General features: G+C 58.1%; 16 protein-coding genes. 4 read left to right on the plus strand and 12 right to left on the minus strand.

What is annotated here, in order from left to right; translation table 11 throughout:
* Nucleotides 1–12 precede the first annotated feature (12 nt).
* Together merA and J7392_RS22380 are read left to right on the plus strand one after the other, a co-directional pair.
* Nucleotides 13–1,464 (plus strand): mercury(II) reductase, encoded by a 1,452-nt coding sequence (gene merA, locus J7392_RS22375; RefSeq protein ID WP_050672454.1) that lies wholly within the window; start codon nt 13–15, stop codon nt 1,462–1,464.
* Between the two features lie 322 nt (nt 1,465–1,786).
* Nucleotides 1,787–2,389 (plus strand): hypothetical protein, encoded by a 603-nt coding sequence (locus tag J7392_RS22380; protein ID WP_227512168.1) that lies wholly within the window; start codon nt 1,787–1,789, stop codon nt 2,387–2,389.
* Between the two features lie 43 nt (nt 2,390–2,432).
* Here the strand turns inward: J7392_RS22380 and J7392_RS22385 are convergent, their stop codons facing one another.
* From J7392_RS22385 to J7392_RS22395, 3 genes are all read right to left on the minus strand, one after another.
* Entirely contained in the window at nt 2,433–3,677 is a 1,245-nt protein-coding gene (locus J7392_RS22385) for a sialidase family protein (RefSeq protein WP_209219496.1), read from the minus strand.
* Nucleotides 3,678–3,846: 169 nt separating this feature from the next.
* Nucleotides 3,847–5,004, minus strand: coding sequence for a multicopper oxidase family protein (locus J7392_RS24455; protein WP_348429606.1), 1,158 nt, complete (start codon nt 5,002–5,004; stop codon nt 3,847–3,849).
* 255 nt (nt 5,005–5,259) lie between these two features.
* Nucleotides 5,260–6,027 carry a DUF3047 domain-containing protein gene (locus tag J7392_RS22395; RefSeq protein ID WP_231886351.1) on the minus strand — a complete coding sequence of 256 codons (768 nt, stop codon included), beginning with the start codon at nt 6,025–6,027 and terminating at the stop codon, nt 5,260–5,262.
* Between the two features lie 357 nt (nt 6,028–6,384).
* Between J7392_RS22395 and lgt the strand changes: the two genes are divergently transcribed.
* On the plus strand, nt 6,385–7,314 hold the full coding sequence (lgt, locus tag J7392_RS22400) for a prolipoprotein diacylglyceryl transferase (protein WP_050672452.1): 930 nt from the start codon (nt 6,385–6,387) through the stop codon (nt 7,312–7,314).
* 69 nt (nt 7,315–7,383) lie between these two features.
* Here lgt and J7392_RS22405 read toward each other — a convergent pair whose 3' ends face one another.
* Nucleotides 7,384–7,767, minus strand: a complete 384-nt coding sequence (locus J7392_RS22405; protein ID WP_009824461.1) for a hypothetical protein — start codon at nt 7,765–7,767, stop codon at nt 7,384–7,386.
* A 65-nt stretch (nt 7,768–7,832) separates the two neighbouring features.
* Here J7392_RS22405 and J7392_RS22410 point away from each other — a divergent pair, with 65 nt between their 5' ends.
* The gene (locus tag J7392_RS22410; RefSeq protein WP_247744727.1) at nt 7,833–8,546 is read left to right on the plus strand and encodes a Crp/Fnr family transcriptional regulator; all 714 of its coding nucleotides are present in this window, start codon (nt 7,833–7,835) and stop codon (nt 8,544–8,546) included.
* 117 nt (nt 8,547–8,663) lie between these two features.
* Here J7392_RS22410 and J7392_RS22415 read toward each other — a convergent pair whose 3' ends face one another.
* From J7392_RS22415 to J7392_RS22450, 8 genes are all read right to left on the minus strand, one after another.
* Nucleotides 8,664–9,527, minus strand: a complete 864-nt coding sequence (locus J7392_RS22415) for a cation diffusion facilitator family transporter (protein WP_227512169.1) — start codon at nt 9,525–9,527, stop codon at nt 8,664–8,666.
* Between the two features lie 85 nt (nt 9,528–9,612).
* Complete coding sequence (locus tag J7392_RS22420; RefSeq protein ID WP_043847221.1) at nt 9,613–11,958, minus strand: heavy metal translocating P-type ATPase; 2,346 nt, start codon at nt 11,956–11,958, stop codon at nt 9,613–9,615.
* Nucleotides 11,959–12,079: 121 nt separating this feature from the next.
* Entirely contained in the window at nt 12,080–12,637 is a 558-nt protein-coding gene (gene petA / locus J7392_RS22425) for a ubiquinol-cytochrome c reductase iron-sulfur subunit (protein WP_009824465.1), read from the minus strand.
* Nucleotides 12,638–12,724: 87 nt separating this feature from the next.
* Entirely contained in the window at nt 12,725–13,399 is a 675-nt protein-coding gene (locus J7392_RS22430; protein WP_043847219.1) for a TVP38/TMEM64 family protein, read from the minus strand.
* Entirely contained in the window at nt 13,389–13,532 is a 144-nt protein-coding gene (locus tag J7392_RS22435; protein WP_009824469.1) for a hypothetical protein, read from the minus strand. Before J7392_RS22435 ends, J7392_RS22430 begins: the two co-directional genes overlap by 11 nt.
* Before the next feature lie 70 nt (nt 13,533–13,602).
* Nucleotides 13,603–15,054: a multicopper oxidase domain-containing protein gene (locus tag J7392_RS22440; protein WP_043847217.1), complete on the minus strand. Its 1,452-nt coding sequence runs from the start codon at nt 15,052–15,054 to the stop codon at nt 13,603–13,605.
* 1 nt (nt 15,055) lies between these two features.
* Entirely contained in the window at nt 15,056–15,523 is a 468-nt protein-coding gene (locus J7392_RS22445; RefSeq protein WP_043847215.1) for a rhodanese-like domain-containing protein, read from the minus strand.
* Between the two features lie 39 nt (nt 15,524–15,562).
* On the minus strand, nt 15,563–16,108 hold the full coding sequence (locus J7392_RS22450; RefSeq protein WP_043847211.1) for a calcium-binding protein: 546 nt from the start codon (nt 16,106–16,108) through the stop codon (nt 15,563–15,565).
* Nucleotides 16,109–16,143: the final 35 nt, after the last annotated feature.

A 16,143-nucleotide genomic window follows, 5' to 3' on the forward strand; every position in this document is an offset into this window, starting at 1 on the left:
AAGGAAGAACCAATGGACCAAACTGTAACGAAAGACGATTGCTGCACTGCCAGTGAAACCCGCGATGACAACTACGATCTCATTGTCGTTGGTGCCGGCTCGGCCGGGTTTTCTGCCTCGATCACGGCAGCCGATGCCGGAAAGCGCGTGGCGCTTATCGGGCACGGCACCACCGGCGGCACCTGTGTGAATGTCGGCTGCGTGCCGTCCAAGGCGATGATCCGCGCCGCAGAGGCGGTGCATGGCGGCGCGTCGGCCGCCCGGTTCCCGGGCGTCGAGCCCTGTGATCATGCGGTGGATTGGGGTGCCGTAGTGCAAGGCACCACCGATCTGGTCGAGGAGATGCGGCACAAGAAATATATAGACCTGCTGCCCGCCTATAAAAGCGTTACCTATATCGAGGATGGCCCGGCGCGATTGGTCGAGGGTGGCGTCGCTGTTGGAGGACGGGTGATATCCGCCCCGCGCGTCCTGATCGCCACCGGCTCGCGCCCCCACCTGCCAGCGATCGAGGGGATCGACACAGTGGAGCCCCTCGATTCCACCGATCTATTGACTTTGCCTGACCGGCCCGAAAGCATCTTGGTGCTGGGCGGCGGCTATATCGGCTGCGAGCTGGCGCAAATGGCTTCAAGGCTGGGGGTGAAGGTCACGCTAGTGACCCGCTCGCGCCTCCTGCCGGGCGCCGAACCGGAGGTGGCCCAGGCGCTGACGCAAGCGCTGAAGGCCGAAGACATCGCGGTCGAGACCGGTCTTGCTTACGTCTCGGTCGCGAAAGCTGCGGGCGGCGTCAATCTGATTGTCGAACGGGGTGGCAAGACCGAGGATCTGACCGCCGAACGGCTGGTTGTGACCACCGGCCGGATCGCCAATTCCGAGAACCTTGGATTGGAAGAGCTTGGCATCGAGACCGACGCACGCGGCTCTATCAAGGTCGGTCAGGACATGGCGACCACGCGTGCCGGCGTCTGGGCCGCGGGCGATGTCACTGACCGTGACCAGTTCGTCTACATGGCGGCCTATGGTGCCAAGGTGGCGATCAACAATGCCCTTGGATTGGAGCAGATGCGCTATGACAACGCGGCGATGCCGTGGGTCGTGTTTACCGACCCGCAAGTGGCCGGCGTCGGCCTTTCGGAGGTTGAGGCCAAGGCGGCGGGGCACAAGGTCAAAACCAGTGTGATCACGCTCGACAACGTGCCCCGCGCCGTCGCTGCACGCGATACCCGCGGCGTGATTAAGCTGGTGGCCGACGCGAAGACCGACCGCCTGCTGGGCGGTCAGATCGCAGCACCGGAGGGGTCGGACACGATTCAGACACTGGCAATGGCGCTGATATTCGGCATGACCGCACGGGCGCTCGGAGAGACGATCTTTCCTTATTTGACCACGGTCGAAGGGCTGAAACTCGCCGCACAAACCTTCGACAAGGATGTAGCCAAACTCAGCTGCTGCGCGGGGTGAAAAGACGAGAAATTCCGGCGACACCGACTCATAAGCAGCGCTCATTGTGAACCAGCGCGTACAAAGCCACAAAGTGCTTGTGGCGGTCAGCATTCTCTCGGCATGGAGGCTGACGGCGGTAACGGATAATCACATATTAGAGCCAGCAGTGCACATCCCACGTTCTGTCATTAGGTTGGTTATTGTGGCGGGGTTCATAAACAGACCGATCTCATCAAGATGGAAAGTGATCGGGAGTTGCCGAGAACGTCGCTGGGTCAACAATTGGTCATTACATTAGCCCTGTCTATTTGATCGCCCGCAATACAAAGAAAGAATCGCCATGAATACAGTTGATACTGATTCTCGCACAACAGGTTCACTACCCGCATTCAACGCCCGAACTTTAGGGTTAATGTTCGTCGCAGGTTTCTTTGCGACCGTCGCGTTCGATCTGTTGGGTCAGATCATCAGCCCGGGCTTGGGCTTTTCGCGGTTGTCACCGCACGGGCTAGCGAGGAGCTTACTCGGCAGCCTTGGTCTGCCGAACGGTGATTTCGCAGGATATTTCGTACATTTTTATCTTGTTGGCCTGATTGGCTATCCCGTCGGTTGGTTGTTCGTCTTTAGACCAATTTGGCACCGTATCGCGGGGCAGACGAACTGGTTTTTGCCCTCGGCGATTTATGGGTTCGGCCTGTGGGTGTTGGCCATCGGGGGCACTACTTCTGTCGCAGATCTTCCCTTCTTTCTGAATTTCACCGGCATTGCCTGGGTAGCGCTGGTGGGTCATATGCTCGGGACCGGGATCATGAAAAAGCGTGGCACGCTACAATTTCCGGGCCAGAGACCAGTCACTATGGATGAGAAATCACCGTCATTTGCCGGTAGCTCTATTGCAGGAAATGCAATTCTTGTTGACGGTGATCGTTGGACCCACTCCTGATGTGAGCCAAGCGAAAGAACCATCAGCTTTCGTCCGGAAACCTTCAATAGGAAGCGAAAACCGTGCGTATAGTCGAACTCGGTTCCGGATCATCCGAGTTGCTGGGCTGTGTCCACGACAGGTAAACCCCTTCATTCGTTCGCGCCGTGCGCGGGAAGTTGACCGAACCTGCGCCGTTGTTTCGCGCAATCAGTTGCAGGTCCTTACACTGCTGACCGGTTGTGATCTGGCAAGCAAGGATCACCTCGCTCTCATTTGCCCATTCGACCCACGTCACGAACGCAGTCTGAGGGTCCAGCATGAGAATATCGACCCGACCGGCGGGAATCCCGAGGCTGACTTTCGCCGGATCGCCAAAATTTCTGCCACCATCGGAAGAGAACGCAACCTTGACTTCCGGCTTGTCATTTGCAGCCGTGAACCAGGCCACGGCGGCTGTTTGACCGGCGGTCGCGATGGCGGGGCCATTGACCGGGCAGCCGGAGATTTCCCAGCCGTCATTGTGGACGTTTGTTGGTTCTGACCACATGCCGCCTTGGTGTCTTACGACAGATATATCCCTGATTTCCGCATCTTTTCTGTCGCGGTATGCGACAAGGACGGTGCCATCGTCCAGCGATGCGGCGGACGTCTGGCAGCATGAACAGGTCTGCGCATCGACAAGAACATCATCGGTTCGCGTACCTTCGGGCGTGATCCGGGTTGCGCGCAACTGCATTGCATCCGGGTAGTTGCTGGCTGCGCTGGTGAAAAGCGGCTTGTCATATGCGCGTCCGTCAAGCCAGACAGACATCAAGGAACCGTCTTCGAGCGGCTGGAGCGTGACAAAACCGTGTTGGCTAACCGACCGATCATCATGTGGCGTTATCGGTGCGCTCCATGTCAGGCCCTCATCCGGCGAAAGAGAGATCTTGACGTCATAGGCATAGTCGTTTTTGGAATTTTCCCACAGCCAGTGAGCCGCAAAGGTACCGTCATCAAGCGCAACAACGGACGGAAAATCGGCCCAGTTCACGAAGAGTTCGTCGGACACGGTAACAGTGCGGGCCGCGCTCCATTCTGCGTCTTCAAGGACCGACAATTTTACCGCAAACCCGGCAGGGTGTGGTTCGGTCCAACCCAGCAGGACCCGATCATCCTGCAGTGCGAACAGGGTGGGTTCCTGCGCATTGTTCCCGACCGGTGGGTCTAGGTCGGCGAACTCCAATGGCTCGGCAAGGACCATGCCCGCCGTCATGCCCATGAACAGATGGGCCACAATCACGCCAGAATGGATTTTTGATGGCATTGCGCACCTTTCCGATTATCAGACCAGCGTCATTCACAACCTGAGCATAGGCAAATTTTGGCGAGTGCCATGTAAACTTTTGTATGACGGGCCTGTGCTTGTTGTTAAGAGCGATATCCCGTTGTGGCACAGCTTCGCGTCAACGGTTGGCGCAACCACCGCTCCGACCTCAGCTGACTTGCATCCAGGTCGCCATGCCATCAGCCTGATGGCTCAGCATATGGCAGTGCAGCATCCACGCGCCGGGATTGTCGAGTACGCACACAATCGTCATCGTCTCGCCCGGCGCTACGAGGGTCGTGTCGCGAAGGTGGGTTCGCGCACCATTCTGATCGGTTTCCCAGAAATGGTGGCCATGCAGGTGGATACCGTGCGGAAAAGCAGTGTCGTTCACCATCCGCACCTGCACTGCTTCATCACGTCTTGCCGAAATCAGCGGTTTGTTCGGCAGACCGCTCACGTCGTTGAAGGCCCAGCCCCCGAACCCGCCGTGCGCGCCGTCCCCGGCACCGCCTTGCATGAAGAGATCTGCCGTTTGCGTGATCTCTCCGGGCGCGGGCACGAGGTTCGCGGGGAGGGGAGCTATCGGCGCAGACCGGATTTGTCGCTGACCGTTCAACATAATGCCCCCCAGTTCCTCGCCACCCGAAGGCACGGTTTCTCTTAGGATCACATCACCCGTCACATCTGCGATGATGTCGATGCGCTGCGCCGGTGCGAGTTTTAGATTGCCCAGCGAAACCAGCTCGGGCAGCGGCATCCCGTCATAGGCCACACAAAAGCCCGTCAGCCCGTCGATACGTATCTCGAAAATGCGATCCGGTGTCGGATTGATCAGACGCAACCGGATGTGATCCCCCAGCCGCGCCTGCTCAGACGACAGGAAGGTGGTCATCAAGTTCCCCAGCCTACCTGCTGTTATGAAATCAGCGCGGTCGAATTCCATGTCGAACTGGCCGGTGTCATCAAGCCGAATGTCGAAGAGGATGGCCGTGATGTCCTGATCCACGTCTGGCGGGGCAGGTTCTTCGACGATCAGGGGCCGAACAGTCCGCGGGCGACCTGTTCGTAGGAAAGGTAGTGGGAGTGATACCAGTAGGTTCCGGCATCGGGAACCGGAAACCGGAAACCGGTACTCGTAACCCTCATTCGGGATGATGACATCCTGTGTCAGCACGTTTACGCCGTCCATCGCGTTGGGCAACCGAATGCCATGCCAGTGTACGAGGGTCCCGTCCTCCAGCCCGTTTTCCACCCGCGCCCGCAGAATATCGTTCTGGCGCTGTCTGATTTCGGGGCCGGGACAGGTGCCATTGAATCCAAGCATTGCAATGTCCCGCGACCCGATCCGGGTGAAGGCCGGGCGTCAGGGTGACAGGCACCGAAGCCGCACTCAGGGGCAGGGGGAGCGTGGCTGCGCCAAGCGCAACCATCATCTGAAGACGCTTAAGCATGGGTTTCCGTGTATTCCGTTTCTGGGGCCTGCAACCCACATCCCCCACCGTTGCGGAAGGGCGTCCCGGCGAGATATATTGATACATTGCAGATCGGCGCCCAGGTTTGGCGGAATACCGGAGAGCACCTAACGTATCTGCAGGTCCTGAATGGCCGCAAGGATCTTTCCGTCGGTATCATCGCTGTCGGCTGTCACCGCAAGACCGACCAGAACCTTTGGCATGTCCCCGAACGCACGCACGAAATCGCGATCCAGGTTCACATTCTCGGTGAAGTTGCCGGTTTGCGCCGTTTGCAGAATTTTCGATTTGAGACCCGTCGAGTAGGGGCTGTTCAGCAATGCGCCTTTCGCATGATTGCCACCCCAGACATAAACCAGCGCCCGCGTATTGGGATCACGCAGCAATTTGCGCGCCGTTGTTCGGCCAAGCGTGCTTGCGGTCTGCGGATCGACGAATATGAAGTACAAAGCAAGATTGCGATCATCGCCGCCGCGCCGTGTGAGGTCGGTTCCCTTAACACCCTGCGTGACGGACCATTCCCACATTGCTGCCTTTGCGGTGCCAAGGGCTGCGCTGACCGGACGCCAGAGAACCGAAACCGTGCCATCGGAAATCACGTCCAGCCGCCGACCTTGCAGGCCGTACTCGTTCGAAAAGAGCCGCAAGAGGCCCTGTTCTTTCCAGCTTCCATCGAATGGAATTGTCTTTCCTTGCGCATAGAGGGGCGGGGCGTTTGCAGCTAATGCAACAAAAGCGATGAAAAGTGTCGCTGCGAGGGACCGTATAAACATCTGAACTCCTTTTGCGATGCCGCTGGTCCTGCTTTGATCCCGGTTATCACCATTATGTGCCGTCATGATCCGTTGAATTGTGCCGGGCGCGCGCAACTTCAATGAACATATCCGTGATCATAGATGTGGTTGCGCAATGGTCGTTGCAGGACGCGGGAGCGAATTCAGATCATGGAGCGCGACCTTGATCGGCTGATTTCCCGCGACGGACGGATCCAGTAGGCGGCGGAGCTTCCAACCGTTACAAACAAGTACAAAACTCATGGGATACAAGCGCCTGAACACATGGACGCGGGTGCCGATGTGCGTCATCTCTGGTTCAACGGAACCGACTCCCGCACGCAAGGATGGCACATTCACCACAGCGCTTTGGGCTGGGGACAACAGGGTTGAACGCGCCAACGTCCGTTGCGGGAAACAAAATGTGGCCTTGTGTGAAACAGGCAAAGGTAACAAAGAATGCTGACTTCGATTATCCAATTTCCTGACATCGGAACAGAGATTTTTGCCGTTGATATCGGATCGTTCCGCTTTGCCCTGCGTTGGTATGCGCTGGCCTATATTGTTGGCCTCCTTATCGGCTGGCGCATCTGTGTCGCATTGGTCCGCTCTTCGTCAGTCTGGGGGGCCGGGGCGCCGCCGCTGCAACCCAAGCAACTGGAAGACCTGCTGACATGGATCATTCTGGGCGTGATCGTGGGGGGCAGGCTGGGGTTCGTGCTTTTCTATCAACCTCAGTACTATTTTCAGAACCCCGTCGAAATCTTCATGGTCTGGCAGGGTGGTATGTCATTTCATGGCGGCTTTTTCGGCGTGGTCGTGGCCACCTTGCTTTTTTGCTATCGCAACGGCGCACCCGTTCTATCAACGGCGGATCTGCTCGCTGTTGCAACACCACCGGGTCTTTTCCTCGGTCGGCTGGCCAACTTCACCAATAACGAGCTTTGGGGCCGTCCGACCGATGTGCCCTGGGCGGTGGCATTCCCCGGCGAGGCGGCCCAGTCCTGTGCGGGCGTCGTGGGCCTGTGTGGCCGCCATCCGTCCCAGCTTTATGAGGCTCTTCTGGAGGGTATCCTGCTTGGCTCGGTCCTGATCTTTCTGGCCTGGAAACGCGGTTGGCTGCGCTTTCCCGGAAGCCTTACTGGCCTGTTCCTGGCGGGATACGGAAGCGCAAGGTTCCTTGTCGAGTTCTTCCGGCAGCCTGATATGCAGTTCGTCACGCAGGACAACCCGATTGGACATGCGGTTCATTGGGCGGGCTATGGGCTGACAATGGGCCAACTGCTGTCGTTGCCGATGATTATCCTTGGCGCGGCCCTGATCGTATGGTCCCGCAGGCGTGTGACGGTTAATTCTGCGGATCTGGTGTCGACATCAGATTCTTTGTGAATATCCGAGCGTAGTGTTGGCGAAGTGACCATTGCGGCCTGGGTCCGCATATGAGCCTTGGGCGCGTGCTCAATGATGCGGCTTGCGTCCTTTCGCAATCATCAGATGGTGCTCTTGATGATGTACACCGATTGTCATCAGACCAAAGAAACCAAGGCCCTGTATTTGTTCACCATCGCCACCCACGATCAGTGCGACACCATCCTCCATTTCTTCTGACGCAACACTCCAGCCTGTTTCACCGGCAAGGAACGGTGCATGGGCGGGAACCATTGTGTTGATGGCCGACAGGACACGCGGGCTGCCACGCACTTCGAACCGTGCCCCGTCGGGCCGCAGAATGCGGGTGACCTCTGCCTTTCGTGTCAAAAGGTCCATATCGACCAGATGGTCCCTCAGTTTGTCGATATTGACGGCGCCCCAATCGGTTTCGGGATCGGCCTGGAGCAGCACAACTATTTCGGCCAATGCGGCGAAGGCGGACTGGCCGGTTTCCTGGGGCGTCGGACGCGTGACCCATGGATGAATGCATTTGTTGCGGCGTAACGGGTGTCGCAAGCAAGACAGCGAAGAGAACGGGTATCAGTCGCATGGACCAGCCTTTCCTGAGTGTATTCGGATTCAGCCTAGTACCTGATCGGACCCTGAAATATGATTTGGATCATATGATGCCTGAACCCTATAATCTCATACCGCCCTCCGCCTTGCGTCCGCTGACGAGGGCCGCAGGGGATACGGTCTTTCGTCAGGGCGCGCGGACCTGCGGCCTTTATGTTGTTAAGTGCGGGCGCGTTCATCTTGAGCGTGTCGGCCCGGATGGCGAACGATTTATCATCTACCGTGCCGAGCCCGGGATGAGCCTTGCCGAAGCATCGGTGTTTTCGGATAGATACCACTGCGATGCGGTCGTGGCGGAGGCTGGGGCGTTTGTACAGATCGACAAAGCGGCGGTCTTGTCTGCCTTTGCAGATCCGGATTTTGCACGCGCCTATGCGCGGCAAGCGGCACAGCAGATACAAGCGCAACGTCAGGCGCTTGAGATCGTAGGCATCCGCCGCGCAGAAGAACGGGTCTATGCCGGTATGGTGGCGGGCCTGCTTGAAAGCTCCGTTGTCGATTTTGCCAGCGCGCTGCACCTTTCGCACGAGGCCACCTATCGGGCCTTGCGAAAGCTTGTGAATGATGGCCGGATCGCAAATCCGACCCGGGGAACGTATCATTTGCGCCCCTGAATGGATCAGCCGGACCATGCCCGGTTCGAGATAACAAAAGGTGCGGTAGCAAAGCTTGGCGGGTATTTCGCTTGCCCGATAACAATGAGAATTGCTGCCCGCGACGATGACCTGTTTTCAAAGATCGCCGTTATGCCCTGTCTTACTGCTCGCCGCTGAAAGGTCGATTGCCTCAGCGCCGCTTTCGTCGAAGCACCGTGTTTCGATCTGCAGGGTTGCGAAAAAGAACCCGAAGTCCTTACGCAGCATGTCGTAGGCGGTTTGCAGGACCTCTTCTTGATCTGTGACACGCAGATGCGCGGAGAAGACATGCTTGCCACTTGTCAGCGCCCAGGCATGAATATGGTGAACATCGGAAACCTCGTGCAGTTCTTCAAGGGTACGTTTGATTTCAGGCAGACTCACTTCGGGAGGCGTGCCTTCCATCAAAAGATGCGCCGCTTCTTTCAGCAATCCCCAGCTCGCCCATAGCAGGACAAACCCGAACGCCATGCCAAGCAGCGGGTCGATCAGCAGAAACCCGGTGAATTCGATTGCGAGGGCGGTCACGATGATCAACAGACTGCCAACAAAGGTCTGGATGATATGCCAGAACGCTCCCTTCGTGTTCAGATCTTCCTTGCTTTGCTTCCAGATCAGCGCAAGCGAAATGAACTCCGTAAAGAGCCCCCCGGCAGCCGCAATCAGCATCGGACCCGTTGGAAGATCAATTGGCGCAGACATGCGCATGGCAGCCATCGCGATGACAACAACCGCCATGGCCAGCAAGAAGCCGCCATTCACAAGGGCGCCGATGATTTCGGCGCGCGCCCAGCCAAAGCTCCGCTCTTCATCCGCCGGACGCAACGCCATACGCGCCGCGACAATGGCGACCAGCACACCGCCCACGGCCGAAAAGGTATGGAACGCGTCGGAGATGACCGCGATTGACCCTGTCCATAGGCCAATCGCCAGTTCAATCACAAAATAGATGCCGGTCAACTAGGCTGATATCGCCAGCCCCTTGCCGCCGGACGGCATATGCCCCTGATGTCCGCCTGCCATCATCTATCTCCTTAGTTTGCGACTAAAGCCGTACCCGTCGCAGCCGCAGTGCATTGCTAATGACGGAGACCGAAGACAGGCTCATCGCGGCGGCGGCGATCATCGGCGACAGAAGAAGGCCGAAAAACGGGTAGAGAATACCAGCCGCGATGGGCACACCTGCGGTATTGTAGGCGAAGGCAAAAAACAGGTTCTGCTTGATGTTTCGCACCGTTGCCTTTGCCAATCGGCGCGCACGCACGATGCCGACAAGATCACCACCCAGAAGGGTGATGCCTGCGCTTTCCACGGCAACGTCGGCACCGGTGCCCATCGCAATGCCCACATCAGCCGCCGCCAGGGCAGGGGCATCGTTCACGCCGTCTCCTGCCATGGCGATCCGGGCCCCTTCTTGTCTGAGGGAGTCCACCAATGCCTTCTTGTCTTCGGGCAAGACGCCTGCGTGGACTTCATCAATACCCAGCTTTGCGGCGACGGCTTCGGCGGTTTTCTGATTGTCACCGGTTGCCATTATGACCCTGAGACCGAGGCGATGAAGGTCATCGATGGCGTCTGCCGTGGACTCCTTGATGGGATCGGCAACAGCGACAATGCCGGCAAAAGTGCCATCTATCGCCACAAGCATTGCTGTCTTTCCAGATTCACGAAGGTCGTCCGCAGCAAATTCCGCAATCGAAGCGTCAACGTTGATCTCTGCCATCATGGCGGGATTCCCAAGTGCCACGACCTGGCCATCGACCATGCCTTTCACGCCCTTGCCAGTCACGGCTTCGAATTCCGTTGCGTTCGGAAGCGTCAGCCCCCGTGCCAGCGCACCCTCGACTATTGCTTCGGCCAGCGGATGTTCGGAGCCCCGTTCGAGGGCCGCAGCCATTGTCAGCAGGTCATTTTCAGCCTTGTCCCCCGTGGGCACCACGTCTGTCAGCTTGGGGCGCCCTTCGGTGAGTGTTCCGGTCTTGTCAACGATGACGGTATCGACACGCGCCATGCGTTCCAGTGCTTCGGCGTCTTTGATCAGAACGCCAGCCTGTGCCCCGCGGCCCGCCGCCGTTGTGATCGAAATGGGCGTCGCAAGGCCCAAGGCACAGGGGCAAGCAATGATAAGAACGGATACGGCTGCAGTAACAGCGAAGGCGAGCGCGGGATCGGGCCCTAAGAACAGCCAGACAACGAAGGATATGATCGCAATGACGACAACCGTCGGAACAAAGACGGACGATACCCGGTCCGCCAGACCCTGAATCGGCGCGCGCGACCGCTTTGCACCTGCCACCATGTCCACGATCTGGGACAGGACCGTGTCCGCACCGACCTGTGTGGCCCGGATCGCCAATGTGCCGTTCTTGTTGATCGTGCCGCCTGTGACCCGGTCGCCTTGTGTTTTCTCGACCGGCAACGGCTCTCCGGTGATCATACTTTCGTCGATAGATGAATGCCCTTCGAGGACCTCGGCATCGACGGGTATGCTGTCGCCGGGGCGTACCCGCAACCTGTCACCCTCAACAATGTGTTCGAGAGGTGCGTCATATTCCGTCCCGTCCGGCAGGATCCGCCGCGCCGTTTTTGGTGCGAGATCGAGCAATGCACGGATGGCATCACCCGTCCGTTCGCGGGCGCGCAACTCGAGCACCTGACCGACAAAGATCAGCGCAACGATCACAACCGCAGCTTCGTAATATGTCCCGACGCTTTGGCCGTTTCGATACGCTTCGGGGAAAATGCCGGGCAGGAATGTTGCGGCAAGCGAATAGATATAGGCAGCCCCGACGCCAAGCGCGATCAGGGTCCACATGTTCGGCGATATATTCCTGATCGATTCCCACCCCCTTTTGAAGAAGGGAAGAGCCGCCCAGAGAATGATCGGGGTTGCGAGGACGAATTCGATGTAGACAGCCGTCTGATGTCCGATCCATTCCCGCACAGGTAGGCCGACCAGTTCACCCATCGTCAGGATAACCAGCGGAACGGCGGCTGCCGCGCTGATCCACATGCGTGTTGTGAAATCGGACAACTCTTCTGACGGCTCGTCCGATGGAAGCATCGGTTCAAGCGCCATGCCGCAGATCGGACAGGACCCGGGCTCATCCTTCAGGATTTGCGGATGCATCGGGCAGGTCCATTGCGTACCGGCCTCGCCATGTGCTGGTGTCTTTTGGGCGTTTCCCGACGCATAGTAAAATGGGTCTTTGCCAAACTTGGTTTCGCAGTTTTCCGAGCAGAAATGAAAGACCTCTCCATCATACTCGGCACTGCGCGTGTCTTCGTCTATCTCGACGGTCATGCCGCACACCGGGTCGGTCGCTGTATCTGGGTCTGATGCGGTCGAGGTGCGCGTCATGTCGTGATGATGTTCTTGGTCCGTGGCCATCTTCTAATTCCCGTTTTCAAGACAATTGAACACATAACCCTTCCAGTTACTGGAGGGTCAAGACTCTTCCGACAACGCTGCGTATGAATTTTATGGGCCTTCGCGATGCGCGAAGCTCCTGTCAGCCCAGGGTCAGTATCATGTCTTCCGAAACGGACATCGTGGGAATATGCAGGTTCTCCGGTGCCGGACCCTTTCGAATGCGTCCTGCTGTATCATAATGGGAGCCATGACAGGGACAGAACCAACCACCAAAATCGCCGGCTCCGTCACCAAGTGGTACACATCCCAGATGCGTGCAAACGCCTATCATGACCAAGAAATTCTCATTTCCCGCCACTGCCCTGTTTGCATCGGTGGCCAGGTCATCTCCGGATATGTTGGGATTTCTGGCGACGGTATCAGGAAGGGAAAGCACATCTTCCGAACGGGCCTGCGCGATTTCCGCGTCGGTCCTGTGCCGGATGAACACCGGCTTGCCGAGAAAACTGACAGTCAATTGCGTTCCGGGTTCCACACCGGAGATATCGACGCGGATCTGGGACAGCGCGCGGACATCGGCGGATGGGTTCATCTGATTGAGCAATGGCCAGACCGCAGCCCCTACGGCAACCGCGCCCGTTCCGGCGGTGGCGTAGTACAGGAAATCCCGGCGGAGTTGTGGTGTTTGTGTATCCATAGCGATTCACGGTCGCAGCTTCCTGTGGGGGAAGGTCAATGGTAAAGTAGGCAATCACGGTTTTCATTTTTGCTGACATACTCAGACTTAGGAAGCGTTGGTTGACCGATTTGTTCGCCAGAGCGCTGCGACCAGCAACGGTGCGGCAGTCATCAATCCAAGACCGATGATGATCCACTCAGCAGTGCCGAAATCTCCCGACATGGCCTCTGCTCCGAAATGCGCGAGCAGGAAACTGGCTGGAAGAATGCCTGCCAGAGTTGCGATCAGGAACCGCCAAAGGCGCAGGCGGCTGAGACCGGCAGCGTAGCTCATTGCGTCAAACGAGATGAAGGGCAAGAGGCGAGACGCGAACACCGTCAACATCAACAGATTTTGAGAGCCCAATAACCCGAAACCGGCCTTATCCCCAAGCCAGCGCTCAACGTGGTCGCGCCCGATATAGCGGGCGATGATGAATGCCACGAGTGCACCCAGTTCCGACCCGATGGCGACATAGACAGCTCCGGCAACATGACCATACGCCGCGCCTGCCACCAGTGCGACCGGTGCACTTGGAATGGGGCTTGCCACGATCGAAACCATCATGAGCACGATGATGAGCAACGGTCCCAAAGCGCCGGCCCGCTCTATCCAGACCTCGATAGTCTCGCGGGCTATCGCCGGGCCATATCCCATTGCCCATATGGCTATCAAAAGTACGCCAAGCGCAACCACCAACCATAGCCCAACCCGATGCAGGCGCGGTTTGCTAAGCGGCATGGAGCACCAAAAGAAAGAGAGCTGCGAAGACAATTGGCCTTTGCTCGGGCAAGATGAAATGCATAGGCGCAGAGATGACGATCAACAGCCCGCCGGCGAGGGTCAGCCGCTTGATGTGCAATTCGGTTTTCATCTCAAACCTCTATCGAGGAATAGGATTCCCCTAAAGGTTCCTGTCAGCGGAGGGTAAAGGGATTTCTGCGCTAAGCAACACTGAATTGCCCCATCATGCCGCCGTCTTCGTGTTCCAGAATGTGGCAGTGATACATGTAGGGCGCAGCCGCTGAGGCAGGTTTTTCGAATTTCATCGCAAGCTCCACTTCACCATCCACCAGTACCGTATCCTTCCAACCCCTGTTCTCTGCACGCGGTGCCGTACCGTTTTCCGACAGGACCTGAAACCGGACGCCGTGAACATGGAACGGGTGCATCATCATGGCCCCACGCACAATCCAACGCTCGATGCTGTTGAGTTTGGTGGAAAAATTGAGCGTTCCCGAATCGTATGACGCGCCGTTGATCGAAAATCGGTTACCGGACCGCGAGAACATCATCCCCATGCCCATCGACATATCCAGTGACAGACGTCGGACTGGCGCGTCCTTGACCGCAAGATCAGGCAACTGCCCGTCCAGAGAGCCGGGCAGGGCGTCGATGCGAACCGGAAGGGTTGTGTCGACAGCGAAAGGCAGCACGGTGAATGGACTGCCGGAACCGCCGCCGCCCATCATTCCGCCCATGGCCGAATTAATGATATCGTCGGACTTCAAAACACTGTCCCGCCCGCTTGTGAAATCCACAAGCACTTCTGCGCGCTCTCCTGGTGCAAGGGTCAGGCGGTTCAGCGCAATCGGTCGATCCAGAAATCCGGCATCTGTCGCGATGAGATGAAGCGACCGGCTGTCAGACATGGACAGGCGGTAAACCCGCGCATTCGAGCCGTTGACGACACGGCACCGCACGATCCCCTTCGGAACCGCTGCCGACGCGCCGATTTGACCGTTCACAACCATTGTGTCGCCCTGAAACCCGTTCATGGACTGGTGCATGCCGGGATCGTATTTCAGGCGTCCGCGCCAGTTGAACTGACGGTCCTGCAATACAAGGGTCAGATCATCGACCCCGTAGGCGGATGGCAATCCACGGGCGTCATCCGCGTCATCCGTCACCTGCAGAACACCCGCCAGCCCCAGCATGACCTGCCGTGCCGTCGCGCCGTGAATGTGGCTGTGATACCAGGCCGTTGCCGGGGGCTGGTCAAGGTCCAGCACCGGCTTCCAGGTGTCTCCCGGTGCGATGGCCTGATGTGGTCCGCCATCGAACTCACCGGCAACAACCAACCCGTGCCAATGCGCCGACATCGGCTCGCCAAGCGTGTTGTGCACCTCTGCCCGTGTCTCGACCCCGGCCTGCACCCGGATCGTCGGGCCAAGGTATCCCTGGTTGTAGCCGAACGTTTCGCTGGCGGCACCGTCGTCAAAACGGGTCTCGCCCGTGCGGGCTTCCAGCTGAAAAAGCCGGGATGTCGTCGCATCGAGAAGGGGAGGATACGCGAGCCTCTTGTCCGATGCCGCGAATGCAGCCGATGGCAGGGCAAATGCAGCCCCAAAGCCTGCGGCATGGCCCAACAGTTCTCGACGGTTCAACAGTTTCACTTCAACTCAATTCCTCTGGCAGCGCCGCCAGAGCCATATCGACACTGACGACCGGATAACCGCCCGCGATCCAGCCCGGTCCGGCGGCAGAACCGAGCATGCCTTCGGATACGTCAAGAAAGCCGCTGTAGCCAGCCTGCCGAAGACTTCGCATGACGCGGCCAGACCGCCCGCCTGTCGCACAGATGAGCGCGACAGGCCGCCCTTCGGCCCGTTCCCGGGCGGCAAAAAGCCGCTCGGCGAAACGGTCCTCATGCAGGCTGATGGGCCAGGTACCGTCGGCAACGCCGGTGTCGGTCCATTCCGGTCGCGACCGAACGTCGATCATCCGGATCAGGTCCTGTTGCAGCGCATCTGCTGCCATGTCCGCCGACCAGACCTCGGCGGTCTGGGCGACAGCCGAGAAAGGTGCAACGGAACTGGCCAACATCGCAAGGCTTGCGCCGCGGCGCGTCAGAAAGAAGGCCATAATTTGCCCCCATCAAGCTGAGTGCCGCAGGCTTGACCCTTATTCGCTGTCATGATGACCTTCCATGTCCGTTCCGGTGGAAGTACCGTTCATTTTGCTCATCCGTGTACCGGCATCTTCCATCTCGTCCTGAGAGATCTGGCCGTTACCGTCCGCATCGAGATGCTGAAAGCGATCTACCATGCGCGCGCGCATTGCGTCCATATGCAAGGCTTCGAACTCGTCAAGTGTCAACGCTCCATCGGAATTCGCATCGAACTCCCGCATTTTTTCGGACATCTGCGCGGCCATTTCATGAGGCTGTCCACCGGACATCATTGTCGACATCATGTCCCGATCCATCATTCCCATCATGTTGCCCTGGCCACCCATCATAGCGGCATGCATCTTCATCATTTTTCGCATCATCGGCATCATGTCCCCGCCCATCATGCCCATCTGATTGTCGCCATCGCCCATCGCCATGCCGGACATATTCCCGCTGTCAGGCTTGCTGTCGGCAGCCCCGTCGGATTCCGCAAATGCTGTTTGCGCCATGCCAACCGCGATCACCACGCCAAGCGCAATAATTTCTTGTTTTTTCATTTCTCATTCCTTTCAGACTTACCCTAGATACATTG

The sequence above is a fragment of the Sulfitobacter sp. R18_1 genome (genome assembly GCF_017743915.1).
GTDB lineage: Bacteria > Pseudomonadota > Alphaproteobacteria > Rhodobacterales > Rhodobacteraceae > Sulfitobacter > Sulfitobacter faviae.

Excerpts from the sequence above, each read along its gene's own strand:
- merA (WP_050672454.1), top strand. The coding sequence starts at position 13 with ATGGACCAAACTGTAACGAAAGACGATTGCTGCACTGCCAGTGAAACC.
- J7392_RS22380 (WP_227512168.1), top strand. The coding sequence starts at position 1,787 with ATGAATACAGTTGATACTGATTCTCGCACAACAGGTTCACTACCCGCA.
- J7392_RS22385 (WP_209219496.1), bottom strand. The coding sequence starts at position 3,677 with ATGCCATCAAAAATCCATTCTGGCGTGATTGTGGCCCATCTGTTCATG.
- J7392_RS24455 (WP_348429606.1), bottom strand. The coding sequence starts at position 5,004 with ATGCTTGGATTCAATGGCACCTGTCCCGGCCCCGAAATCAGACAGCGC.
- lgt (WP_050672452.1), top strand. The coding sequence starts at position 6,385 with ATGCTGACTTCGATTATCCAATTTCCTGACATCGGAACAGAGATTTTT.
- J7392_RS22410 (WP_247744727.1), top strand. The coding sequence starts at position 7,833 with ATGGATGAATGCATTTGTTGCGGCGTAACGGGTGTCGCAAGCAAGACA.
- J7392_RS22420 (WP_043847221.1), bottom strand. The coding sequence starts at position 11,958 with ATGGCCACGGACCAAGAACATCATCACGACATGACGCGCACCTCGACC.
- petA (WP_009824465.1), bottom strand. The coding sequence starts at position 12,637 with ATGGATACACAAACACCACAACTCCGCCGGGATTTCCTGTACTACGCC.
- J7392_RS22430 (WP_043847219.1), bottom strand. The coding sequence starts at position 13,399 with ATGCCGCTTAGCAAACCGCGCCTGCATCGGGTTGGGCTATGGTTGGTG.
- J7392_RS22435 (WP_009824469.1), bottom strand. The coding sequence starts at position 13,532 with ATGAAAACCGAATTGCACATCAAGCGGCTGACCCTCGCCGGCGGGCTG.
- J7392_RS22445 (WP_043847215.1), bottom strand. The coding sequence starts at position 15,523 with ATGGCCTTCTTTCTGACGCGCCGCGGCGCAAGCCTTGCGATGTTGGCC.
- J7392_RS22450 (WP_043847211.1), bottom strand. The coding sequence starts at position 16,108 with ATGAAAAAACAAGAAATTATTGCGCTTGGCGTGGTGATCGCGGTTGGC.